Origin of the sequence: Parasphingorhabdus sp. SCSIO 66989 (assembly GCF_032852305.1) — a bacterium.
Taxonomy (GTDB): domain Bacteria; phylum Pseudomonadota; class Alphaproteobacteria; order Sphingomonadales; family Sphingomonadaceae; genus Alterisphingorhabdus; species Alterisphingorhabdus coralli.
Genome location: NZ_CP136594.1, coordinates 2,152,476 through 2,174,390, shown reverse-complemented (window position 1 = coordinate 2,174,390; position 21,915 = coordinate 2,152,476). Strand labels below are relative to the sequence as shown.

The 21,915-nt window shown below is 56.0% G+C and carries 23 protein-coding genes and 2 riboswitches; of the genes, 20 read left to right on the top strand and 3 right to left on the bottom strand.

Going from position 1 to position 21,915, the window contains the following annotated elements:
• Positions 1 to 47 precede the first annotated feature (47 nt).
• The 3 genes from rnhB to folP all read left to right on the top strand — a co-directional run bounded on the left by rnhB (position 48) and on the right by folP (position 3,095).
• A complete protein-coding gene (rnhB, locus tag RB602_RS10125; protein WP_317080445.1) occupies positions 48 to 620 on the top strand; it encodes a ribonuclease HII in 573 nt (190 codons plus the stop codon).
• Between the two features lie 219 nt (positions 621 to 839).
• A complete protein-coding gene (locus RB602_RS10120; RefSeq protein ID WP_317080444.1) occupies positions 840 to 1,988 on the top strand; it encodes a site-specific DNA-methyltransferase in 1,149 nt (382 codons plus the stop codon).
• A 12-nt stretch (positions 1,989 to 2,000) separates the two neighbouring features.
• Positions 2,001 to 3,095: a dihydropteroate synthase gene (gene folP / locus RB602_RS10115; RefSeq protein ID WP_317080443.1), complete on the top strand. Its 1,095-nt coding sequence runs from the start codon at positions 2,001 to 2,003 to the stop codon at positions 3,093 to 3,095.
• Here the strand turns inward: folP and RB602_RS10110 are convergent.
• Positions 3,092 to 4,510 carry a sigma-54-dependent transcriptional regulator gene (locus RB602_RS10110; protein WP_317080442.1) on the bottom strand — a complete coding sequence of 473 codons (1,419 nt, stop codon included), beginning with the start codon at positions 4,508 to 4,510 and terminating at the stop codon, positions 3,092 to 3,094. The genes folP and RB602_RS10110 overlap by 4 nt on opposite strands.
• Positions 4,511 to 4,765: 255 nt before the next feature.
• Here RB602_RS10110 and RB602_RS10105 point away from each other — a divergent pair, with 255 nt between their 5' ends.
• The 15 genes from RB602_RS10105 to RB602_RS10035 all read left to right on the top strand — a co-directional run bounded on the left by RB602_RS10105 (position 4,766) and on the right by RB602_RS10035 (position 17,957).
• Positions 4,766 to 4,900, top strand: coding sequence for an aa3-type cytochrome c oxidase subunit IV (locus tag RB602_RS10105; RefSeq protein ID WP_317080441.1), 135 nt, complete (start codon positions 4,766 to 4,768; stop codon positions 4,898 to 4,900).
• Positions 4,901 to 4,905: 5 nt separating this feature from the next.
• A complete protein-coding gene (locus tag RB602_RS10100; protein ID WP_317080440.1) occupies positions 4,906 to 6,054 on the top strand; it encodes a Re/Si-specific NAD(P)(+) transhydrogenase subunit alpha in 1,149 nt (382 codons plus the stop codon).
• 47 nt (positions 6,055 to 6,101) lie between these two features.
• On the top strand, positions 6,102 to 6,347 hold the full coding sequence (locus tag RB602_RS10095) for a hypothetical protein (RefSeq protein WP_317080439.1): 246 nt from the start codon (positions 6,102 to 6,104) through the stop codon (positions 6,345 to 6,347).
• 218 nt (positions 6,348 to 6,565) lie between these two features.
• Positions 6,566 to 7,150 carry a fasciclin domain-containing protein gene (locus RB602_RS10090; protein WP_317080438.1) on the top strand — a complete coding sequence of 195 codons (585 nt, stop codon included), beginning with the start codon at positions 6,566 to 6,568 and terminating at the stop codon, positions 7,148 to 7,150.
• Between the two features lie 171 nt (positions 7,151 to 7,321).
• On the top strand, positions 7,322 to 7,603 hold the full coding sequence (locus RB602_RS10085; protein ID WP_317080437.1) for an NAD(P) transhydrogenase subunit alpha part 2: 282 nt from the start codon (positions 7,322 to 7,324) through the stop codon (positions 7,601 to 7,603).
• A 3-nt stretch (positions 7,604 to 7,606) separates the two neighbouring features.
• On the top strand, positions 7,607 to 9,061 hold the full coding sequence (locus RB602_RS10080) for an NAD(P)(+) transhydrogenase (Re/Si-specific) subunit beta (RefSeq protein WP_317080436.1): 1,455 nt from the start codon (positions 7,607 to 7,609) through the stop codon (positions 9,059 to 9,061).
• A gap of 27 nt (positions 9,062 to 9,088) precedes the next feature.
• Positions 9,089 to 9,784 (top strand): aspartate/glutamate racemase family protein, encoded by a 696-nt coding sequence (locus tag RB602_RS10075; RefSeq protein ID WP_317080435.1) that lies wholly within the window; start codon positions 9,089 to 9,091, stop codon positions 9,782 to 9,784.
• A gap of 54 nt (positions 9,785 to 9,838) precedes the next feature.
• Positions 9,839 to 11,005: a deoxyguanosinetriphosphate triphosphohydrolase gene (locus RB602_RS10070; protein WP_317080434.1), complete on the top strand. Its 1,167-nt coding sequence runs from the start codon at positions 9,839 to 9,841 to the stop codon at positions 11,003 to 11,005.
• Positions 10,998 to 11,699, top strand: a complete 702-nt coding sequence (locus RB602_RS10065; protein ID WP_317080433.1) for an NAD(P)H-binding protein — start codon at positions 10,998 to 11,000, stop codon at positions 11,697 to 11,699. The genes RB602_RS10070 and RB602_RS10065 overlap by 8 nt, the downstream gene beginning before the upstream one ends.
• 78 nt (positions 11,700 to 11,777) lie before the next feature.
• Positions 11,778 to 11,880: riboswitch (glycine riboswitch) on the top strand.
• Between the two features lie 7 nt (positions 11,881 to 11,887).
• A riboswitch (glycine riboswitch) is annotated at positions 11,888 to 12,012 on the top strand.
• A 56-nt stretch (positions 12,013 to 12,068) separates the two neighbouring features.
• Entirely contained in the window at positions 12,069 to 13,202 is a 1,134-nt protein-coding gene (gene gcvT, locus RB602_RS10060; protein ID WP_317080432.1) for a glycine cleavage system aminomethyltransferase GcvT, read from the top strand.
• Entirely contained in the window at positions 13,202 to 13,573 is a 372-nt protein-coding gene (gcvH, locus tag RB602_RS10055) for a glycine cleavage system protein GcvH (protein WP_317080431.1), read from the top strand. Before gcvT ends, gcvH begins: the two co-directional genes overlap by 1 nt.
• Complete coding sequence (locus RB602_RS10050; protein ID WP_317080430.1) at positions 13,573 to 13,992, top strand: hypothetical protein; 420 nt, start codon at positions 13,573 to 13,575, stop codon at positions 13,990 to 13,992. Before gcvH ends, RB602_RS10050 begins: the two co-directional genes overlap by 1 nt.
• A 19-nt stretch (positions 13,993 to 14,011) precedes the next feature.
• Positions 14,012 to 15,382 carry an aminomethyl-transferring glycine dehydrogenase subunit GcvPA gene (gene gcvPA, locus RB602_RS10045; protein WP_317080428.1) on the top strand — a complete coding sequence of 457 codons (1,371 nt, stop codon included), beginning with the start codon at positions 14,012 to 14,014 and terminating at the stop codon, positions 15,380 to 15,382.
• A complete protein-coding gene (gcvPB, locus tag RB602_RS10040; RefSeq protein WP_317080427.1) occupies positions 15,379 to 16,953 on the top strand; it encodes an aminomethyl-transferring glycine dehydrogenase subunit GcvPB in 1,575 nt (524 codons plus the stop codon). Before gcvPA ends, gcvPB begins: the two co-directional genes overlap by 4 nt.
• Positions 16,950 to 17,957, top strand: coding sequence for a bile acid:sodium symporter family protein (locus RB602_RS10035; RefSeq protein ID WP_317080426.1), 1,008 nt, complete (start codon positions 16,950 to 16,952; stop codon positions 17,955 to 17,957). The genes gcvPB and RB602_RS10035 overlap by 4 nt, the downstream gene beginning before the upstream one ends.
• Here the strand turns inward: RB602_RS10035 and RB602_RS10030 are convergent.
• The gene (locus tag RB602_RS10030) at positions 17,954 to 18,430 is read right to left on the bottom strand and encodes a methyltransferase family protein (protein ID WP_317080425.1); all 477 of its coding nucleotides are present in this window, start codon (positions 18,428 to 18,430) and stop codon (positions 17,954 to 17,956) included. The two genes, RB602_RS10035 and RB602_RS10030, sit on opposite strands and share 4 nt — an antisense overlap.
• Before the next feature lie 85 nt (positions 18,431 to 18,515).
• Here RB602_RS10030 and RB602_RS10025 point away from each other — a divergent pair, with 85 nt between their 5' ends.
• Together RB602_RS10025 and RB602_RS10020 are read left to right on the top strand one after the other, a co-directional pair.
• Complete coding sequence (locus tag RB602_RS10025; protein ID WP_317080424.1) at positions 18,516 to 19,175, top strand: DUF938 domain-containing protein; 660 nt, start codon at positions 18,516 to 18,518, stop codon at positions 19,173 to 19,175.
• 176 nt (positions 19,176 to 19,351) lie between these two features.
• Positions 19,352 to 20,929: a long-chain-fatty-acid--CoA ligase gene (locus RB602_RS10020; RefSeq protein ID WP_317080423.1), complete on the top strand. Its 1,578-nt coding sequence runs from the start codon at positions 19,352 to 19,354 to the stop codon at positions 20,927 to 20,929.
• On the opposite strand, the gene RB602_RS10015 is transcribed toward RB602_RS10020, so the two are convergent.
• Positions 20,922 to 21,857, bottom strand: a complete 936-nt coding sequence (locus RB602_RS10015) for a DMT family transporter (protein WP_317080422.1) — start codon at positions 21,855 to 21,857, stop codon at positions 20,922 to 20,924. The genes RB602_RS10020 and RB602_RS10015 overlap by 8 nt on opposite strands.
• Between the last annotated feature and the right edge of the window lie 58 nt (positions 21,858 to 21,915).

Sequence of the window (21,915 nt, the reverse complement as noted above, 5' to 3'; positions counted from 1 at the left end):
CTGCAAAGAATGTGGCGGTGAAGCTTCAGGCTTTCCTAGATGGCCTTATGCAAGACATACCGATCATATGCGGCGTGGATGAAGCCGGGCGCGGGCCATTGGCCGGGCCGGTAGTAGCGGCAGCGGTCATACTACCTGAAAATCACGGTATTACCGGTCTGGCGGACAGCAAGAAACTCACAGCCAAGCGACGAGCGGAGCTGGAATCACAGATAAGGGCGCATTGCGCATTCGGTATCGGTGTTGTCCAGGCTGAAGAGATTGACCGCATCAACATATTGCAGGCGACAATGCAGGCGATGATTCGTGCTGTGGATGCAATCAACGCGGGCTTTAATCGTGTGCATGTCGATGGCAATCGTCTGCCCATATGGCACTATGAGGCCGAAGCGATTATTGGCGGCGATGCCAGCGACCCGGCCATCTCCGCCGCTTCGATCATCGCCAAGGAGCATCGCGACCGGTTAATGGCCGAACTGGCGGGCGAAGCTGATCTCTATGGCTGGCGACACAATAAGGGCTATGGCACCAAAGAGCATATGATCGCGTTGGAGAAATATGGTGCTACGGCCCAGCACAGGCGCAGTTTTGCTCCCGTTGCACGCGTTCTCGCGTCTTGAAACTGCAATAAAGCCATGTTTTTTGTCAGGTGAGTCCTTTGGGGCACACCACTAGGTCTTGAGTCCGTAAAGCGGCGGAAGACTCCATATACTGATTTGGACTCATTGTGTTCTCAAAGCGTTAACCATTTTCTGAAAGAAGTGTTGCCAACTCGCTGCTTGACCGCGGAACCGACTGGACTCAGGGTCGTTTCCCTACAAGCCAAAAGGGTGAGAAATATGGCTCTGACACGCTCGGAAGAGAGAATTAATGCAAAAAAGCGTCCGGCTGCAAAGGCAAAGGCAAAAGCGCCTGCGCTGCCGCTCAATACGATTTTGCGCGGCGATTGTATCGAGGCGATGCGCGGTCTGCCCGATGCGTCTGTCGATATGGTGTTCGCCGATCCGCCCTATAATCTGCAACTGGGTGGCGATCTTACCCGGCCCGAAGGCTCGGTTGTTGATGCGGTTGATAATGACTGGGACAAGTTTGACACCTTCCGCGCTTATGATGAGTTTACCCGTGCCTGGCTGACAGAGGCGCGCCGTGTACTCAAGCCTGATGGCTCGCTCTGGGTAATTGGCAGCTATCACAATATCTTTCGCGTCGGCGCAGTGCTGCAGGATCTGGGCTATTGGATCCTCAACGATATTGTCTGGCGCAAGGCCAATCCGATGCCCAATTTCCGCGGCACGCGTTTTACCAATGCGCATGAGACGATGATCTGGGCCTCGCATGGCGAGAAGTCGAAATACACTTTCAACTATCGCGCAATGAAGACACTGAATGACGAACTGCAGATGCGCTCTGACTGGGTGCTGCCGATTTGCGGCGGTTCCGAGCGGCTGAAGCGCAATGGCAAAAAGGCGCATCCGACACAGAAACCGGAAGCGTTGCTCTATCGCGTATTGCTGGCCTCGACCAATAAAGGTGATGTTGTGCTTGACCCGTTCTTTGGTACTGGCACCACCGGCGCCGTTGCGCGGCGTCTGGGGCGTGATTGGATCGGCTGTGAGCGCGATGAGACCTATATCGAGGTTGCCGAACAGCGTATATCCGACGCACTTCCGCTTGATGAATCCGCCCTCAAGACGATGCAATCTCCGCGCAGCGCGCCACGTGTCGCATTCGGAACATTGGTGAGCACCGGCTATGTCGCGCCGGGTACAGTTCTGCATGATCGCAAGCGCCGCTGGGCGGCGACGGTGCAGGCCGATGGGTCGCTGGTCTGTGAAGGCAAGCAGGGTTCGATTCACAAAATTGGCGCGACTATGCAGGATGCGCCGAGCTGCAATGGCTGGACTTTCTGGCATATTGATGACCCGGAAAAGGGCATGCAGCCTATCGATACCCAGCGCCAGACCTATATTCTCGCGACCGAACCCTGATCGGAATCCTTGATGCGCGCCTATCTTCATCCAGTAGCGCTGGCGCAAAGCCCACAAGCGGTTGAGGGCAGTGCTATTCGCCTTGGCGGCTCGATGGTCTGGGCGAATATGCTTCGATTGGATTGCTGGGATGGCGATACGCTGGCGTATCGCGCGGTCATTGTAGCGGATACGTTTAACAACGATACTTTGGCAGACGTCCCCAAAGCCGCGCGCGAGCAGGTGCAGCGGCAATACGCCAATTTGCAAGAAGCCCATGCTCCGATTGCACTACAACAGCGCACTCTGCGCTTTGATCAGCCGCAGATTATGGGCATACTCAACGTCACTCCCGACAGTTTTTCCGATGGCGGAGAGCACGATACACCGCATCAGGCGGTCGATGCTGGTTTTGCGATGACTTCGCATGGTGCCGCGATGGTCGATATCGGCGGTGAATCAACCCGGCCCAACGCGCAGACTGTATGGGAAGGGGATGAGATTGCGCGCATTGAACCTGTGGTGCAGCAACTCGTCGCATCAGGCACTATAATCTCCATAGACACACGCAACGCCGCAGTAATGGAGGCTGCACTTGCTGCAGGCGCCGCTTTGGTGAACGATATCTCCGCGCTGCTCTATGACCATCGCTCGATAGAGGTGATATTGAAGGCGGACTGTCCTGTGGTCCTGATGCATGCGCCATCACAAGGCGATGATCCGCATGAAAATGATAAGGGCTATTCGGATGTTGTGCGCGATGTCTTTGATTGGCTGGCAGAGCGCATTGACGCGGTTGCGGCCGCAGGCGTTAAGCGTGAGAAGATCATCATTGATCCGGGCTTGGGTTTTGGCAAATCGCTTGGCGATAATCTGGCGCTGCTCAATGCGCTGCCGCTGTTCCACGCTTTGGGTCAGCCTTTGCTCGTTGGCGCCAGTCGCAAACGGATGATTGGCGCACTGTCCAATGAAGAGCCGACCGATCAACGTCTCCCCGGGTCACTCGCGCTGGCACTGCACGCCATGAACAGTGGCACGCATATCCTGCGGGTGCATGATGTACCGGAAACCTTGCAAGCGATGCGTGTGTGGCGCGGACTGCGCGATTCTGCGCTGACCAGCTTTTAGGCCGCGTTGTCGATACCCAGCTCCGAGAGTTTGCGATACAGCGTTGAGCGGCCAATGCCGAGACGACGCGCCACTTCGGTCATCTTGCCTCGATAATGGCCGATGGCAAGGCGAATGACGTCAGCTTCAATGGCTTCCAATGGCCGCAAATTGCCATCATTGGCATAGAGCGTAACACCAATGCCCTCATGTGTCGCCAAAGCCGGGCTTTCGACGTCCAGCATCATATGTGCCAGATGCGGCAGCTCGGCTGTAGTTAGCGCATCCCCGTCGGCAAATATGGCAGCGCGGAACAATGTTGTTTGCAATTGCCGGACATTGCCCGGCCAGTGATAGGCGGCAAGCAAGGCCAGCGCATCCTGAGTAATACCCAATGGCCGCATGCCCGGCTGATCGGCAATCCGTGAAAGAAAATGCCGTGCCAGAGACGCGATATCACCATTGCGATCGCGCAAGGGCGGGATACAGATACGTTGTTGGCTTATCAGCTCGTGCAATTCTGCACTAAAGTCGCCTGCTTTGACCATCTCCGCAATTGGACGGTCGCTGCAAAAAATATAGCGTGTATCGATGCGCAGGCTGTGATTGCTTCCAACCGGTTGTATCTCACCCGTGGTAAGCGTTTGCAGCAGCTTATCCTGTATCTCCGCTGGCATGCGGTCGATCTCGTCAATCACCAATGTGCCGTTTTCGGCGCGCTGGATATGGCCGATCTGGCGATCGAATGCGCCGGGAAAGGCGCCTTGTTCATGCCCGAAGAGCAGCGATTCCATCTGATTTGCCGGGGTGCTACCGATATTCATCAAGCGCAAAGGCATTTTGGCGCGCGGCGACGTTGCATGCACAGCGCGGGCGAACATCTCCTTGCCAACGCCGGTTTCGCCTTCGATCATCACATGACCCTGTCCGCGTGCCGCCTTGGCAGCAACCGCCAGCGCCGCGCGAAACGCCGGAGCGCTGCCGATCATTTCGTCAAAGTTGAGCGGTGAGCTGATCTTTTCGGTCAAGGGCTGAAGTTCATCGTCGCGATCCTGCCGCTCGCTGGCGGCATTGAGCGCGGCGATCAGCCGATCCGGTGCCAGCGGTTTGATGAGATAATCGGTTGCGCCGGCGCGCATCGCCTCGACAGCAAGCAGCGGCGATGTGCTGGTCGTCAGCATAAGAATGGGAAGGGCCGGGCGACGTGATTTGAGCTCGGCGATCAGTTCTGCTGCTTCGTCCCCCGGCACCCATTGGTCGAGAATGATCGCATCCAGCATCATTCCCTGTTGCGTGCCGAGCATCGCAATCGCGGTTTCCGAATCACGGGCAAATATGGTGCGCCACCCGGCCTTGCTGGCCAAAGCGGCGACCAAGCGACATTGCGCCGGTTCGTCATCGATCAGCATCAGCAGACGTGTTTCATCCTCTGCCATGATTGCCCGCCTCTTTCTCGTTTCTGTCCCAATTAGGCACAGACTATAAGAGAAACTGGTAAACAGGACGTTAAAGGAGCCACCATCTTCTGTCCATTTGCACGCTGCATTGTAGGGGCCTGTAGAATGGCGATTTTCTTGGAAACAAAGCATGCTGGTGCTTGAGCGCGCCGCCGCTTCGCGCTAAGCAAGGTACAAATGGTACGCGCGACCGCGTGTTTCCAACAGCAATATTGCTCAGATAAGAACAAGGATATGCCCGATATGACATCTGGTAACGATATGGAATTCGCCAACAAAACCTATGAAGGTTTCACCAGCTTTGTGAAATGGGGCACCATCGTCTCGGCGATTGTGACCATATTTGTCGTTATGCTCATCGCCAGCTGATCACCATGGCGGACCAGACAACGCAGCAGATTATAGCCGTTCTTGCAGAAACGGCTGAGCATGAAAATCGCGTCGCGGCGACACCTGAAACGGTGAAGAAGTTTACCGGACTGGGGGCGCACTGTTTGGTCGAAAAAGGCGCTGGTGATAGCGCCGCTTTTGGTGATGATGATTATGCCGAAGCCGGTGCGACCATCACAGATCGCAAGGATGCCATTGCAAAAGCTGATATCATTATCGGCATCCAAGGTATTGATCCCAAAGAACTAAAGGGTGCAAAGCAAGGCGTGACTCTGGCTGCGGCGCTTGATCCCTTTGGCAAGCGTGAACGTATTGATGCCTACGCAGAAACTGGCGCTCATAGCCTTGCGCTGGAATTCATGCCGCGCATTACCCGCGCACAGTCGATGGACATTTTGTCCTCGCAATCAAATCTGGCCGGTTATCGCGCGGTTCTTCTCGCTTCGACCCATTATGGTCGTGCCTTCCCGATGATGATGACCGCGGCTGGCACCGTTTCTGCGGCGAAGTGCTTTGTTATGGGTGTTGGCGTGGCCGGGCTGCAAGCCATCGCCACTGCGCGGCGTCTAGGTGCACAGGTCAGCGCCACCGATGTCCGCAGCGCCACCAAAGAGCAGATTGAAAGCCTGGGCGCCAAAGCGATCTTTGTTGAAGATGTTGAAGGCATTGAGGGTGAGGGCGCTGGCGGATACGCCACCGAAATGTCCGACGAGTATAAGAAAGCGCAGGCAGAGTTGGTCTCCAGCCATATCGCCAAACAGGACATTGTTATCACCACCGCCCTTATTCCAGGACGTCCCGCACCAAAGCTGATCTCTGACGAACAGCTTGCGACTATGCGTCCAGGCAGCGTCATAGTCGATCTGGCCGCAGAGCAGGGTGGCAATGTTGATGGCGCCGTTGCCGGTGAGACCGTTGTTAAACATGGCGTCACCATTATCGGTGCGCGCAATATCACTTCTGCCCTGGCATCCGATGCTTCAGCGCTGTTTGCCCGCAATATCTTTAATTTCTTCTCGGCCTTTTGGGACAAGGAAGACGCTAAGCCGATATTCCCGGATGATGATGAGATTGTGCAGGGCATCCGCGTGACGCATGATGGTAAAGTGGTGCATGAGCGGTTGCTGGGGTGAGATCTATAGTCATAGTTCTGGCCTGTGTTTTCTTGGCGGCTTGCGAGATGCTGGGCGTTGACGGTCCCAAGGTCTGCGAAGAATGGGTCAAAAGCAGGATTGAAGCGCCAGGCACATATAGTTGGAGCAGCTCTAACTGGCAGTCCGGCGGACCAGATGTCTCTCTGCAGTTCACCAGCCGGATTGATGGAAATGAAGTGCAGCAAATAGCTGAATGCAACTTTGTCGATCCTGAATCTGACAATCTGGTCGTAGATGATAGTCAGTCGTCGATCGATCGATTAGACTTCTGAATTTTTCGCCGATATCCTTCATTGCATATTCATGACAGATACGCTTTACCTGCGTAAACGATAGTAAAGCAGGTCGCACAGGCGCTTAAGCGCTCATCGAGAAAGATATTCATCCCTAAAATCCAGAAATTCGGCTTTTTTGAGCCGATTATGAACCTTTTGGTTCATTCATGCGTCTTTGTGACGCAATTTGCATAACATTATGGAGACTATGTTACATGTTTAAGACGAGTTTGACCGGACTGACTGTTGCTGCGCTGATGACTGCTGGTGCTGCCTTTGCCCAAGAATCTGAAGCCCCAGCCGCTGCACAAGCTGCGGCTCCCACCGAAGCACCAGCCCCCGCGCTCGTTCCTGCGCCATCACCGCATATTGTTGACGCGGCCGTCGGTTCTGAAGATTTCAGTACGCTTGTCGGCCTGGTTCAGGCGGCTGAACTGGTTGAGACGCTGTCCAGCACCGGTCCGTTCACCGTCTTCGCGCCGACCAATGATGCTTTTGGCGTTTTCCCCGAAGGCGCGGTTGATGGCTTGAAACAGCCAGGAAACAAGGCAATCCTTACGCGCATCCTTACCTATCATGTGGTCCCGGGTAAGATCACATCGGCAGAGCTGATTGCGATGATCGAAGCCGGTGGCGGTAGCGTCAAGATCAAAACTGTGGAAGGAACCGAACTTACGGCAACCATCGAAGCCGATCAGGTCAAGCTGACCGGTACAAACGGCAACGCTTTTGTGACCAAGGCTGATCTGGAACAGTCAAACGGTATCATCCACGCCATTAACGGCGTCGTTGTACCTTAAACGCATCATTTGTTGCAGAAAACCATTCGATCTTGAAACGCCGGGCACAGTTTCCCCGGCGTTTCTTTTTATATCATGCGACTGATGCTCGACACGCATCAAGATATTTGCAAAAGAAAGAGAAACATCGCGCCGTTCGGCATTCAGATGACCGCTAATCAGGGATAGCTCATGGATTTTATATCGGTTTTGTCGATTTTCGTGCTGGCGTGCTTCGTCGGCTATTATGTCGTCTGGTCAGTCACCCCGGCGCTGCATACGCCGCTGATGGCTGTGACCAATGCGATTTCTTCGGTGATTATCGTCGGCGCGCTGATTGCTTCGGCTGAAGCGGGAAGCCAGATTGCCAAATATTTAGGCCTGTTCGGGGTGGTTCTGGCCAGCATCAATATTTTCGGCGGCTTCGCCGTTACCGAGCGTATGCTCGCCATGTACAAGAAGAAGGAGAAGTAAGCGATGACCTTCTCCATTCTCGCCGCCGGTGCTGATGGCGGCTCGGTCAATCCATGGGTTGCACTCGCCTATCTGGTTTCGGGCGTATTCTTCATTCTGGCACTGCGCGGGCTATCCAGTCCTGCGACCAGTCGCGCGGGCAACCGCAATGGCATTATCGGCATGGTGATTGCAGTTGGCACAACGCTGATCACCCATAACCTCGCCACATGGTATGAGATTGCCATCGCCATTGCTATTGGTGGCGCCATTGGTTTTGTCATTGCCCGTCGCATTGCGATGACTTCCATGCCCGAGCTTGTTGCTGGCTTCCACTCGCTGGTGGGTCTTGCCGCTGTTGTTGTCGGGCTCGCCGCATGGCTGGACCCGGCGAGCTTTGGCATTGTCGATGCGGAAGGTCAGATTCTGATGGTCAGCCGCATTGAGCTCGGCCTCGGTATCGCTATCGGTGCAATCACTTTCTCCGGTTCTGTAATCGCCTTCCTCAAGCTCTCAGGCCGTATGAGCGGCTCGCCGATCCTTTTGCCTGCGAGGCACGTGATCAATCTTGGCACGCTGGCGGCAATCCTCGTATTGATCGGTACCTATGCCGTGTCTGGCGCTGGTGGCGCTGGAGAAGGCATGTTGATCGTCTGGATCACGGTACTCGCTTTCATTATCGGCTTCCTGCTGATCATCCCGATCGGTGGTGCAGATATGCCGGTGGTGGTGTCGATGCTCAACAGCTATTCGGGCTGGGCTGCGGCTGCCATGGGCTTTACGCTCGGCAATACCGCAATGATTATTACCGGTGCGCTGGTGGGTTCGTCAGGCGCAATTCTGTCCTATATCATGTGCCGCGCGATGAACCGCAGCTTCATCTCGGTAATTGCCGGTGGCTTTGGCGCAGATGACAGCGCGGGAGCCGATGGCGCACCGCGCGAGCAGCGGCCTTATAAGCAGGGTAGTGCCGATGATGCGGCGTTTATGCTCGAACAGGCGGAAAAGGTTATCATCATCCCAGGCTATGGCATGGCGGTAGCACAGGCGCAGCACATATTGCGGGAAATGGCTGACGCGCTCAAAGAAAAGGATGTTGAGGTCAAATATGCGATTCACCCGGTGGCGGGCCGTATGCCGGGTCATATGAACGTACTCCTCGCAGAAGCGAACGTACCTTATGATGAGGTGTTTGAGCTGGAGGATATCAACAGCGAATTCGCCCAGGCCGATGTTGCCTTCATCATCGGCGCGAATGACGTGGTGAACCCGGCGGCGAAGACCGACAAATCTTCGCCCATCTATGGCATGCCCGTGTTCGATGTGGACAAGGCCAAGCAGGTCTTCTTCATCAAGCGCTCCATGGGCGGCGTTGGTTATGCCGGTGTCGATAACGATGTGTTCTATATGGATCAGACGATGATGCTGCTTTCCGATGCCAAGAAGATGGTCGAGGAAATCGTTAAGGCGCTGGACTAGGGTCAGGGCCCAAGAAGGGATCGCGTAATGCGCAAAATTGGCCTGATTGGCGGTATGAGCTGGGCTTCTACCGAAATCTACTATCGCCATATCAATATGGCGGTGCAGAAACGCGCTGGCGGCATGTGCAGCGGTCCGATTGTTATGGAAAGCCATAATTTTTGCGATCTGTCACGGCTCGATACGCCTGAACAATGGCGACATGCCAGCAAGATACTGTCAGAATCTGCCAAGCGGCTTGAGCAGGTCGGTGCGACCGCCATATTGATCTGCGCCAATTCGATGCACAAAGTCTATGATGATGTCGCCGATGCGGTGTCCTTGCCGATCATTCATATCGCCGATTGTGTCGGTGAGAAGATGCAGGCCGATGGCATCAAGCGGGCGGCTCTGATCGGCACACGCAATGTCATGACAGAGGGCTTTTACCGTCAGCGACTGGTGCGCCACGGTATCAAGCTGATCCCGCCCAATATGGAGCGGGTCGAGGAACTGGACCGGATCATTTACGAAGAGCTGATGCTGGGTCAGGCCACGCGCGATGCCGAGCGCACGCTCAAGACCTTCCTGACCAATATCGAGAAGGAAGATGTCGAGGCAGTTGTACTGGGCTGCACCGAGTTGGAGATGATCGTCAACACCAAGGCCAATGTGCTGCCGATCTATGACGGCACGAAAATCCATGCCGATGCGGCGGTCGAATGGATATTGGGTGAGGGCTGATTACGGTTATAATCGGACCAGTCTTCCGATGATTCCCGATAACAGGCCGATTGCATGACCCGCGCTTTCTATGCTTCCGATCCTGCGCAGAGCCGGGGCCGCCTACATCCGGAAAAAGACAGCGCGGTTCGCGGGCCGCGTGATGCGTTTCAGCGCGATCGTGACCGAGTCATCCACTCGATTTCCTTCCGCCGTCTGCGCCATAAAACACAGGTCTTTATCGCGCCCGATGGTGACCATTACCGGGTTCGACTGACACACAGTCTGGAGGTTGCCCAGATTGGCCGCGCCATTGCTCGCGCTCTGGGGTTGAATGAAGACCTCACTGAAGCCCTATGTTTGGCGCATGATATCGGCCACCCACCCTTTGGCCATGCGGGGGAGCGGGCGCTCAATGATGTCATGGCCGATTGCGGCGGCTTTGATCATAATGCGCAGACATTGCGGACATTGATGCAGTTGGACTCGCCCTATCCCGATAGGCCAGGGCTGAATCTCAGTTGGGAAGTGATGGAAGGTCTAGCCAAGCATAACGGGCCATTGACAGAACCGGGTTGGTCGATGGTGGAATGTGATGCTGCGCTGTCGCTTGAACTTGGTAGCCATGCCTCGCTGGAGGCGCAAATTGCTGCAATTGCGGATGACATCGCCTATGACAATCACGACATCGATGATGGTATCCGCGCTGGGTTTCTTGGTCGTGAGCAGCTTATGGAACTGCCGTTTCTGGCCGAGCTGTGGGCAGATATTCGCAGCACCTATCCCGATGCTGGCGACGCGGCATTGCTGCGTGAGATGGTGCGCAGCCAGATCGGCCTGATGGTCAATGATGTTATCGCGGCGACCAAGGATCGTATTGCAAAACACAATATCGCCAGCGCTGATAATGTGCGTAAAGCCGGTCTGACTATCGGTGGCTTTTCCGATGCCATGACCGTACAAGAGCGCGAGCTGAAGCGCTTTATGTATGCCAATCTCTACCTTCACCCTGATCAGCAGGCGGCAGCAGATTGCGCGCACGATATTATTGCTGAGTTGGCGCTCTATTATCGTGCTGATCCCATGCGATTGCCCGAGGACTGGCGACCTGAAGCAAGCGAGGATGATATCCAGACCGGCCGCAGAATCATAGACTTTATCGCCGGAATGACCGACCGCTATGCGATAAACCGCTATGCCGAGAATATTGGCCCGGTCCCTAAGGGGCTGCGCAATGTCTGATTCCAAAAAACGCGTCCTGATTGTCGGCGCGACCGGTCTGGTCGGTCGCCAGATTTCCCCATTACTCGCGGATCGCGATGATATTGCGGTGCATGCGCTGGTGCGTCGCGGCGATAATGATATGCCTTCAGACTATCAAGTCGCCGATCCATCTGCATGGCCCGAAGCCATTGCCGAGTGGAAGCCACATGTTTTTGTCTCTGCCTTGGGTATTACGCTGAAAAAGGCCGGTGGCAACAAGGCCGCTTTTCGTGCGGTGGACTATCAACTTGTGCTCGACTGCGCAGCCGCAGCCCATGCTGCTGGAGCAGGTCATGCGATTATAGTTACAGCGGTCGGGGCCAGTGCCAGATCCCCTAATCTCTATCAACAAACCAAAGGCGAGGTGGAAGAGTCTGTGACTGCTTTGGGCTTTGACCGGCTTGATATAGTCCGTCCGGGTCTTTTGCGTGGCGAGCGTGTCGATGACCCGAGAATTGTCGAAGGTCTGATGCTTGCGCTAGCGCCGATCACGGATAGCCTGCTGCCGCGAGGCTGGTCTCGTTATGGCTCGATAGACAGCGCCGATGTTGCCCGTGCTATCGCTCAATTAGCCCTTGGTAATGAGGATGATGCGCACGATTCTGACCGCCATGTGCATCATAATGACTCGCTATTGGCACTGGCTGCTCAAATGACAGCAAAAACCGGGTAAGACGTTCGGCTCGCCAATTGACAGCCTCTTGACCATCCGCCACAGTTTTTGCGCTCGAATCGGCTCCGAAAAGGTCGATGCGTCGCAACGGGAGAGTGTCGGAATGGATGGAGAGTCCAGCCCGGCCGCCGAAGGAGCAACCGCCCCGGAAACTCTCAGGCTGTGGGACCGTTATGGCGCTGTGAAAATATGAGTACTCTGGAAAGCGCGCGCCGAAGCTTTAGCGAAGGTGGGCCACCGAAGGGGTAAGGAATGGCAGTGACATAAAGCACGCCGTTCGAAAACTCTCAGGTTCCGTGACAGAGGGGGCTATCGGCATGCGAGTTTATCGCTGGCTGATATGCACCTGTAATGCGGAAGGCTGACCTGATGAGTGATGAAGCAACACAGACATTGCCGCTTGATGCATGGCATCGCGATAAAGGCGCGCGCATGGTGCCTTTTGCGGGCTATTCGATGCCGATTCAATATGAAGGCATTATGGCCGAGCACCAATGGACCCGTGAAAATGCCGGTCTGTTCGATGTATCGCATATGGGCCAGCTACAGCTGAAAGGTGAGAGCGCTGCCGAGGCGCTGGAGCGGATTGTGCCCGGCGATATCTCGGCATTGAAGCCCGGCAAGATGCGCTATTCGCTGTTGTTGGCCGAGGATGGCGGCATTCTTGACGATATGATGATCACCAATAGCGGGCAGCATCTCTATATCGTCGTCAATGGCGCGGTGAAGCATCAGGATATCGCCTATATGCGCGCGCAGCTGCCCGAGAGTATTGAGCTGGTGCATATGGAAGACCAAGCGCTGCTGGCTTTACAGGGACCAAAGGCAGCAGAAGCGCTGGCGCGACTTGATATTGCCGGTCTGGAAATAGGCTGGTCGGGCCCAGATGATCTTTATTTTATGGATGCCGCGCCCTGTCTTTGGGGCGAGGTACCGCTGGGTATCAGCCGGTCGGGCTATACCGGTGAAGATGGTTTTGAGATTTCCGTGCCTGCCGAGCATGTGACCGCACTTGCCGATGCTCTGTGTGAACAGCCTGAGGTCAAGCCGATAGGACTGGGCGCACGCGACTCCCTACGGCTTGAGGCGGGATTGCCGCTTTATGGCCATGATCTCGATTCCGCAATTGACCCTGTGCAGGGCAATCTGACATTCGCCATCTCCAAAGCGCGCCGCGAAGAGGGCGGTTTTCATGGTGCGGAGAGAATCTTGGCGGCGCTGGAAAATGGCCCCGACAAAAAACGTGTTGGCTTTACTGTAGAAGGCCGCATGCCCGTACGCGAGGGTGCGCCTATCTTTGCGGGTGATGCTGAGATTGGCGTCATCACCTCGGGCGGTTTCGCGCCTACCATTGGCGCGCCGATTGCCATGGGCTTTGTCGCCGCTGATTATGCCGCACTCGGCACCCAGCTCGAAGCCGAAGTGCGCGGCAAGCGGGTGCCGATTATCGTTAGCAAAATGCCCTTTGTTCCCAATGGATATCGCCGGAAAGGAAAATCCTGATGAGCCGTTATTTCACCGATGAGCATGAATGGATCGAAGTCGATGGCGACACCGCCACTGTCGGCATCACCGATTATGCCCAGGAGCAGCTGGGCGATGTCGTCTTTGTCGAGGTGCCTGAAGCCGACAAGGAGGTGGGCAAGGGCGATGACGCGGCCGTCGTTGAGTCCGTCAAAGCCGCCAGCGATGTCTATGCACCCGTTTCCGGAACCGTGACCGAGGGCAATGCCGCTCTGGCTGACGACCCGGCGCTGGTGAACAGCGATCCGGAAGGTGATGGCTGGTTTTTCAAACTGACGCTTTCTGATCCGTCCGAGCTCGAAGGCCTGATGGATGAGGCGGGATACAAAGCGTTTGTCGAGAGTTTGTAATGCTACGAGCAATGGCTTCTTGCGTTGCTTCTCTGGTGCTGTTTGGTTGCACGCAGGTGCCGCCTGATGGACCCATTTCAGTTCAGGAAGCCATTGAGAGGATACACCAACTCGATGGCCAGACGGTCGAAGTGCACGGTTGGCTTGGTCACTGTGCGGGATATGATTGCGCGCTATACATCTCAAAAGATGATGCTGAGACCGTGGCATATGGCGATTGGGAGTCCGACCAATGGTTGGAGGCAATGGACCGCCGTTTAAGCATTGGAGCAAACAAAAGTTTTGACCATCGTGCAGCACCGTTCCAGTTTCAACGCGTCGCCATCAAGGGGAAAATCGACGCTACCTGTCGTGGTATGTTTTATGTTTGCACAGATAGAGTGCCTGACATCGTACCCCATTCTATAGCTGAGATTTGATAATCCGGGATTTTTTGCAATGCGCTATCTACCTCTTACCGAAAATGACCGAACCAAAATGCTCGCACGGGTCGGTGCTTCGAGCATCAATGATCTGTTTGTCGATGTCCCCGATGCCGCGGTGCTGGACGGGCCGATCCATGATCTGCCGAACCATGCTAGCGAATTGGCGGTGGAACGGCATATGGCCAAGCTGGCGTCAGAAAACAGCGTCGCCGGCAATGCGCCTTTCTTCCTGGGGGCGGGGGCTTATCGCCATCATGTTCCGGCGAGTGTTGATCATATCATTCAGCGCGGCGAGTTTCTTACCGCTTATACCCCCTATCAACCCGAAATCGCTCAGGGCACGCTGCAGATGCTGTTCGAGTTCCAGACTCAGGTGGCGCGGCTTTTCGGTTGCGATGTTGCCAATGCCAGCATGTATGACGGCTCGACCGCCTGCTGGGAGGCGATTGTTATGGCGCGGCGTATCACCCGGCGCGGCAAGGCGCTGCTCTCTTCGGGGCTGCACCCGCATTATGTCTCGGTCTGTCAGACCATGGCGCGCTTTACCAAGGATGATCTGCGCGTCAGCCATCCCGATTTCTCCGGCGCGACTGACTATGATGCGCTGATCGACCAGATTGACAGCGATACCAGCTGTATCGTGGTACAATATCCCGATATTTTGGGCCGCATTGACGATATGACCCGCCTTGCCGAGCGCGCTGCAGAGCATAAAGCGCTGTTGATCGCGGTTGTCACCGAGCCGGTGGCACTGGGCGCGATCAAGAGCCCAGGCGAAATGGGCGCGGATATTGTTGTTGGCGAAGGGCAGTCCATCGGTGTCGGTCTGCAGTTTGGCGGTCCATATGTTGGCCTGTTCGGCTGCAAACAGAAATATGTGCGCCAGATGCCGGGAAGGCTGTGTGGCGAAACCGTCGATGCCGATGGCGAGCGTGGCTATGTGCTAACGCTCTCGACGCGCGAGCAGCATATCCGCCGTGAAAAGGCGACATCCAATATCTGCACCAATAGCGGCCTGTGCGCATTGGCGTTCAGCGTCCATATGACGTTGCTGGGTGAGGCCGGATTGCGTCGACTGGCTGCTGTCAATCACGCGATGGCGGTCAAGACTGCTGAACGGCTTGAGCAGATTGACGGCGTGTCGCTGGTCAATGACCGCTTTTTCAATGAGTTCACGGTGCATCTGGGCCGCGATGCCCGCGATATTATTCGCACATTGGCAGATCGCGGCATATTGGGCGGGGTGTCGCTCGGCAGACTATATCCCGATGCTGAAGAGCTTGCTGATGGTCTGGTGGTCGCGGTGACCGAAACCACCACCGACGAAGATATCGAGGCTTTAGCCGCCGGGCTGGAGCAGGCGCTGAAGGAGATTGCGGCATGAGCATGAATAGTGTCGGTCGTCAGACCACCCCGCAAGGCTCCGCAACAGACAGCGCCCCGTCAACCGCCACTGGCAACCGCGCGTTGATGCTGAAAGAGCCGCTGATCTTTGAAAGCGGCGCCTATGATCGCACCGGTGTCGATATTCCCGATGCACCGGAAGTGAAAAGCCGTCTTGGCGGTCTGGAGCGCGATACGGTTATCGGATTGCCCGGCCTCGCTGAAGGCGAGACAGTGCGGCACTATACCCGGCTGTCGCGGCAGAATTATGCTATTGATCTGGGACTGTTCCCGCTCGGCTCCTGCACCATGAAGCATAATCCGCGGCTTAACGAGAAAGTCGCGCGGATGCCGGGTTTTGCCGATATCCACCCGCTGCAACCGATCCATAGTGTGCAGGGTGCGCTTCGGGTTATCCATGAGCTGGGGGAGTGGCTCAAAAAGCTGACCAATATGCCAGCCGTTTCCATGTCCCCCAAAGCAGGCGCCCATGGTGAGCTGTGCGGTGTTCTCGCTATCCGTTCTGCACTCGAAGCGCGCGGCGATGCGCGTGAGGTGATCCTTGTACCTACCAGCGCGCATGGCACTAATCCTGCGACAGCGGCCTTTGCTGGCTATAAGGTCGAGGATATCCCCGCGACCGAAGAGGGCAGGGTCGATCTGGAAGCGCTGAAAGCACGCCTCGGCCCGGATGTCGCGGGTGTGATGATCACTAACCCCAATACCTGCGGCCTGTTTGAGCGCGATATGAAAGCGATCTCCGATGCAGTTCATGAAGCAGGCGGCTTTGTTTATTGCGACGGCGCGAATTTCAATGCCATTGTCGGTCGGGTGCGCCCGGGCGATCTCGGTGTTGATGCGATGCATATCAATCTGCACAAAACCTTCTCTACCCCGCATGGCGGCGGCGGTCCTGGCTCAGGCCCAGTCGTGTTCTCCGAAGCATTGGCACCTTTTGCGCCGCTGCCTTTTGTGGAAGAAGGCGATGATGGCCTGCTGCATATTATCGAGGAAGAGACCGCGCAGGAGCATCATGACCAGAGCTTTGGCCGCATGGTGGCGTTTCATGGCCAGATGGGCATGTTCACCCGGGCGCTGACCTATATGCTCAGCCACGGTGCTGATGGCCTGCGTCAGGTGGCTGAGGATGCCGTGCTCAATGCCAATTATGTGCTGCGCGCGATGGAAGATCTGATCGACGCGCCTTTTGCCGGGGCTGGACCATGTATGCATGAGGCATTGTTCTCGGATGATAATTTTGCCGAGGGCTTTTCCACTCTCGACCTCGCCAAAGGCCTGATCGACGAGGGCTTCCACCCGATGACCGTGTTCTTCCCGCTGGTGGTGCATGGCGCTATGCTGGTCGAGCCGACCGAGACCGAGAGCAAGGCGGCGCTCGACCAGTTTATTCTCGCCTTCCGTGCCGTCGCAGAGCGCGCGATTGCGGGCGATGAGAGCCTGAAATCCGCACCACATCATGCACCACTCAAGCGCCTCGACGAGACACAGGCCGCGCGCAAACCGGTGCTGGTCTGGAGCGATCCGGAACCACAAGCTGAAGCCGCGGAGTGACAGGAAGCATCGTGTCGCGTCTGGTACAAGGCGCGACCAATCTGTTCGCATTGTGGACGGTGCTCGGTACGCTTTGGGCGTGGTTTGTCCCTGCACATTTCCTCTGGGTGGTTGATGGCCGTTTTCAGCCTTTTGGTCAGCCGCTGATCAGCGTTCTGCTCGGCATCATCATGCTGGGCATGGGGCTGACGCTTACGCTGCAGGATTTCCAGCGCGTCGCGCAAATCCCGCGCTGCGTCGCCACGGGAGTAGTGTTGCAATTCACGATTATGCCGATTGCTGGTGTGACTCTTGCCACAGTGTTCGCACTCGAACCCGGTCTGGCCGTCGGGTTGATCCTTGTTTCCTGCTGCCCAGGCGGCACGGCGTCAAATGTTGTCGCTTATCTCGCCCGTGCCAATCTTGCGCTGTCGGTGACGATGACCATGGCCTCAACATTGGTGGCGATCATCGCCACGCCGCTGCTCACAGGCTGGCTGGCGGACAAGTTTGTCGCGATTGATCGCTGGAACCTGTTTGTGAATATGGTCTCAATCGTGTTGATCCCTGTGGTTGCCGGTGTCGTGCTCAAGCAACTTTTCCCCCGCGCGGCGGATCGGGTCTCGACAGTGTCGCCGCTGGTTTCGGCGCTGGTAGTGGTGATTATCGTCGCCGGCATTATCGCCGCATCCAAACCGCTCATAGAAGAGCATTTCGGGGTTTTGATGCTTGCGGTGCTGTTGCTCCACGTCTTCGGCTTTGGCCTCGGCTATGTTCTGACCGCACTGCTCGGTCAGGGTTTTGCGGAACGACGGACCATCAGTATTGAAGTGGGGATGCAGAATAGCGGCCTTGGTTCGTCTCTGGCATCAACCCCCGCTTTTGCTGCGCAATTTGCTGCACCAATGCAGGCCGCTCTCGCTCCCGTTCCAAGCGCGATATCATCGGTCTATCATGTAGTTATGGGTAGTCTGCTGGCGGCTATTTGGCGTCGGAGTACAACAACAAAGAGGACTAAGCGCTAAAGCCAGCGCCGCACTTTCTTCTGATAATCCAGAAAGCCCTTGCCAAAACGCCGTGCAAGATATTCCTCCTCGGCACGGATGACGAAACGGTCAATCGCCAGCACCGCGAAGGGCAGAAAGAATAGCGTTCCCGCGCTGTCCTGCCAAAAGGCAAAGCCGAGCATGATCATAGCCATGGCGAGATACATCGGGTTGCGGCTGTGGCGATAGGGTCCGCGTGCGATGATAACCTCCGTTGCAGTCCAGGGTTCCGGGTTTTCCCCCGCCTTGCTGAACAGACCCATGGACACTATAACAATTGCAATGCCGATGGCGATCAGGGCTACGCCAATCCATTCAAACTCGGCCTGTGGCACGATAGAAGGCAGGGGAAGCAGCGTATCAAGGATACGCCCCAAAAGGATAAACCCAAGATACACCAGCGGCGGCGGAAAGCGCACATTGGGCCCGTCTTTTTTCGCTTTTTCTACCAACAGACTGTCTTTCTTGGTTGCAATTGCGCTACTCTAGGAATGATCGCTGGGTAAGGCCAGCCATAGTGTTAGAATAGGAACCACAATGGCAGATTCGACCCCCTGGATAGCGAGCGAGGCAGGCCCGGAAGATCGCAAATTCTCGGCTGCAGCGGAACGCAACAAGCAAGTGATTGCCGACATACTTTTGCCATTACTGCCGCACAACGCGCGTGTTCTGGAGATCGCCAGCGGCAGTGGCCAACATGTCACCCATTTTGCCGCCCGGCGTCCCGATATCACCTGGCAGCCCAGTGATGTTTCATCAGATGCGTTGCGATCCATTGCGGCATGGACAGCCGAAAGCGGACAGGGTGAGAATGTCAGCCCGCCGGTTCATTTGGATTTACTGGATAGTGATGCAGCAGGGCTCTTCGACGTGACGAGTTTTGATGCGATCCTGTGCGCCAATCTGCTGCATATCAGCCCATGGGAAGCGACAGAAGCGCTGTTCAAATGTAGTGCGCAATGGCTCGGGCGGAACGGGCTGCTGTTTGTATATGGTCCATTCTTACAAGCCAATGTCGGAACCGCACCGAGCAATATCGCTTTCGACCAGAATTTGCGCAGTCGAGACCAAAGCTGGGGCATTCGCGCGCTGGAAGATGTGTCATGCATCGCTACGAAGCAAGGCTTTGCCGAACCAATGGTAACAGTAATGCCAGCGAACAACCTATCTTTGATGTTCCGTCGCGTAAGTGCATAGTTGCGAGCCTTCTCCGGCCACAAGAATCATTAAAAAAATCTATCTGGCCCGGTCAATCATTGCGTGTTGCATCCCTTTCGGGCAACTATCAGCATTAATTACCGGCAAGGCGTAAACAGCGCATAGTGCCGCAAAAACGATAATGCACCAAAGTGCAACCATTGGGAGAGTAGATAATGACCGAAGCAACAGACCCGCGCGGGTCTTTTCATGCATGTGTGGATTATTGGGCTGAGCGGCGTCCGGAGCATATTGCGCTCGAGGATGCCGATGGCAGCTACAGCTATTCTGAACTGGCGGAGAAGAGCACTGCACTGGCTAAGGCCTTTGTCGGTTCGGGGCTCAAGACCGGCGATCGCATTGCCTGGTTGGGTAAGAACCGTGCTGCCTACGCGATGCTCATGGTGGCGGCGAGCCGGGCCGGGCTGGTGATTGCGCCGATTGGCTGGCGTCTGGCACTTCCGGAGATTTGTTATATCTTGCAGGACACCGGCGCGAAATGGATGCTGTCTGAACCTGACTTTGCGACTATGGCGCGCGATGCCAAAGAAAAGTGCCCGGAGCTGGAGACCATAGTGTGCACCCATGGCTGTGAGCATTTGACTAGCTTGGTCGACTGGATGGCGGCGCAGCCGAACGATGCGGAATTGCCACCGACAGATCCCGAAAATGGCGTTCTTCAGCTCTACACTTCCGGCACCACTGGCCTCCCCAAAGGCGCGACCTTGTGCAATCGCAATCTGTTCGGCCTGAGGCAGGCGGTTGAGGAATCGGATTATGACTGGGCCCGGCTTGATGAAAATGACAAGGGCCTGGTGGTCATGCCGATCGCGCATATTGCCGGTTCGGGCTATACCTCTATGTTCCTCCATGCAGGCGCAACCGCTTATTTTCTGCCCGAATATGACCCGGCGGGTGTTCTGGATTCCATAGAAGCCGGTGTCACCAACATTTTTCTCGTGCCGACTGCGATTCAGATGCTGATCAACCATCCAAGTGCGGCCGAGACCGATTTTTCGCGCCTGCGCTATATGCATTATGGCGCGTCGCCCATGCCACTGGCGCTGTTGCGACAGGCTATGCAGGTGCTCGGCTGCGGCTTTGTGCAGCATTATGGCATGACCGAGACAACCGGCACTTTTACCTGCCTGCATCCTTCTGACCATGACCCGGAAGGCAATAAACGTATGCGCTCTGCGGGCTTGCCAATGCCGGAAGTAGAGGTGCGTATTGTTGATAGCGACAATGCATCGGTAGCTACGGGCGAGGTGGGCGAGATTGTTACCCGCAGCAAGGCGAATATGCTCGGCTATTGGAAGCAACCGGAAAAGACTGCCGAGACTGTCGACCCGGAGGGTTGGCTGCACACTGGCGATGCCGGCTATATGGATGAGGATGGTTATGTCTATATCCATGACCGGGTGAAGGACATGATCATCTCCGGGGGTGAGAATGTTTATCCGGCTGAGGTGGAGAATACACTCTATAGCCATCCGGCGGTGTTGGAGGCAGCAGTGATAGGCGTTCCTGACGATAAATGGGGCGAGGCGGTCAAGGCGGTGATCGTGCCAAGGCCCGGACATGAAATAGAAAGCGATGAGGTCATCGCGTTCGCGAGAGAATCTCTGGCGGTTTACAAGGTACCCAAGTCCATTGATGTGATCCCCGAAATGCCGCGTAATGCCTCGGGCAAGATTTTGCGGCGGGAGCTGCGCGCACCTTATTGGGAGGGTAAGGACCGGCAGGTCAATTAGCTTCGGCTTGCTCCTTGGCCTCGTGTCGATATTGCGGGCGTCGGGCCAAGTTATGCTCGCGCCATGCGATATACAGCCCGGAGCCGATAATCAGCGGCGCGCCGATCCATGTCCAGACCGAGGGCCAGCTTTGCCAGATTAGCCAACCGAAAAAAGTCGCCCATATCAGGCTGGTATAGTCAGCGGAGAGAACTATGGACACCGGTGCGAGCCGCAGCGAACTGGTGAGCGCCAGCTGACCTACACCGCCGCACAGCCCTATCCCGGCGATAATAAGGAATGTTTCGGCATCGTGCAAAGCGCCATAATAGAACATGCCTATGCTCAGTGGCGGCAGTGACAAAAGTGTGAACCAGAAGACGACGGTAACCGGTTTGTCGGTGCTTCCCAAGGAGCGGATAATGATGCTGACCAAGGCGGTCAGCAGCGCCCCAATCAGTGCAACCAATGCGCCTTGCCACGCGATTGCGCCACCCCCGGGCTGGACGATGATCAACACGCCAGCAAAGCCCGCCAATATCGCGCTCCAACGGTGCCAGCCAACGCTTTCTGACAAGAGGAGAATTGCCAGCAATGTCGCAAAAATCGGGACCGTAAAGGTAATAGACGTGGCTTCGGCCAGGGGGAGCAGCGACACCGCGGCAAAGTTGAACATCATCCCGGTCAGGCCAACCAGCAACCGCTGCATATGCGTACCCAAGCGTTGTGTCTTTACAGTCGCAAAACCGCCTTGGCTCAATATGATGGGAATAAGGAACAAGATTGCTATCGCCTGGCGATAGAATACACTCTCCAATGTATTGACGCCGCGATCCGCCGCCATTTTGACGAGCGCCATCATTGTTGCCAATGCAAACACAGCAAGCAGACGCATGGCCAAGCCTTGCGCAGGCCGGTTCTGTTGCAAGGTGGGAGCGGTGAACGCCATGCTGCGGCCTTGGCGCAAGCGAGGGAAATACACAAGCCCGCATCACCGCATAATCCGG

What these genes read in the sequence shown, in the direction of transcription:
- rnhB (WP_317080445.1), top strand. Translation starts at nt 48, where the DNA reads ATGCAAGACATACCGATCATATGCGGCGTGGATGAAGCCGGGCGCGGG.
- RB602_RS10120 (WP_317080444.1), top strand. Translation starts at nt 840, where the DNA reads ATGGCTCTGACACGCTCGGAAGAGAGAATTAATGCAAAAAAGCGTCCG.
- folP (WP_317080443.1), top strand. Translation starts at nt 2,001, where the DNA reads ATGCGCGCCTATCTTCATCCAGTAGCGCTGGCGCAAAGCCCACAAGCG.
- RB602_RS10110 (WP_317080442.1), bottom strand. Translation starts at nt 4,510, where the DNA reads ATGGCAGAGGATGAAACACGTCTGCTGATGCTGATCGATGACGAACCG.
- RB602_RS10105 (WP_317080441.1), top strand. Translation starts at nt 4,766, where the DNA reads ATGCCCGATATGACATCTGGTAACGATATGGAATTCGCCAACAAAACC.
- RB602_RS10100 (WP_317080440.1), top strand. Translation starts at nt 4,906, where the DNA reads ATGGCGGACCAGACAACGCAGCAGATTATAGCCGTTCTTGCAGAAACG.
- RB602_RS10095 (WP_317080439.1), top strand. Translation starts at nt 6,102, where the DNA reads ATGCTGGGCGTTGACGGTCCCAAGGTCTGCGAAGAATGGGTCAAAAGC.
- RB602_RS10090 (WP_317080438.1), top strand. Translation starts at nt 6,566, where the DNA reads ATGTTTAAGACGAGTTTGACCGGACTGACTGTTGCTGCGCTGATGACT.
- RB602_RS10085 (WP_317080437.1), top strand. Translation starts at nt 7,322, where the DNA reads ATGGATTTTATATCGGTTTTGTCGATTTTCGTGCTGGCGTGCTTCGTC.
- RB602_RS10080 (WP_317080436.1), top strand. Translation starts at nt 7,607, where the DNA reads ATGACCTTCTCCATTCTCGCCGCCGGTGCTGATGGCGGCTCGGTCAAT.
- RB602_RS10075 (WP_317080435.1), top strand. Translation starts at nt 9,089, where the DNA reads ATGCGCAAAATTGGCCTGATTGGCGGTATGAGCTGGGCTTCTACCGAA.
- RB602_RS10070 (WP_317080434.1), top strand. Translation starts at nt 9,839, where the DNA reads ATGACCCGCGCTTTCTATGCTTCCGATCCTGCGCAGAGCCGGGGCCGC.
- RB602_RS10065 (WP_317080433.1), top strand. Translation starts at nt 10,998, where the DNA reads ATGTCTGATTCCAAAAAACGCGTCCTGATTGTCGGCGCGACCGGTCTG.
- gcvT (WP_317080432.1), top strand. Translation starts at nt 12,069, where the DNA reads ATGAGTGATGAAGCAACACAGACATTGCCGCTTGATGCATGGCATCGC.
- gcvH (WP_317080431.1), top strand. Translation starts at nt 13,202, where the DNA reads ATGAGCCGTTATTTCACCGATGAGCATGAATGGATCGAAGTCGATGGC.
- RB602_RS10050 (WP_317080430.1), top strand. Translation starts at nt 13,573, where the DNA reads ATGCTACGAGCAATGGCTTCTTGCGTTGCTTCTCTGGTGCTGTTTGGT.
- gcvPA (WP_317080428.1), top strand. Translation starts at nt 14,012, where the DNA reads ATGCGCTATCTACCTCTTACCGAAAATGACCGAACCAAAATGCTCGCA.
- gcvPB (WP_317080427.1), top strand. Translation starts at nt 15,379, where the DNA reads ATGAGCATGAATAGTGTCGGTCGTCAGACCACCCCGCAAGGCTCCGCA.
- RB602_RS10025 (WP_317080424.1), top strand. Translation starts at nt 18,516, where the DNA reads ATGGCAGATTCGACCCCCTGGATAGCGAGCGAGGCAGGCCCGGAAGAT.
- RB602_RS10020 (WP_317080423.1), top strand. Translation starts at nt 19,352, where the DNA reads ATGACCGAAGCAACAGACCCGCGCGGGTCTTTTCATGCATGTGTGGAT.
- RB602_RS10015 (WP_317080422.1), bottom strand. Translation starts at nt 21,857, where the DNA reads ATGGCGTTCACCGCTCCCACCTTGCAACAGAACCGGCCTGCGCAAGGC.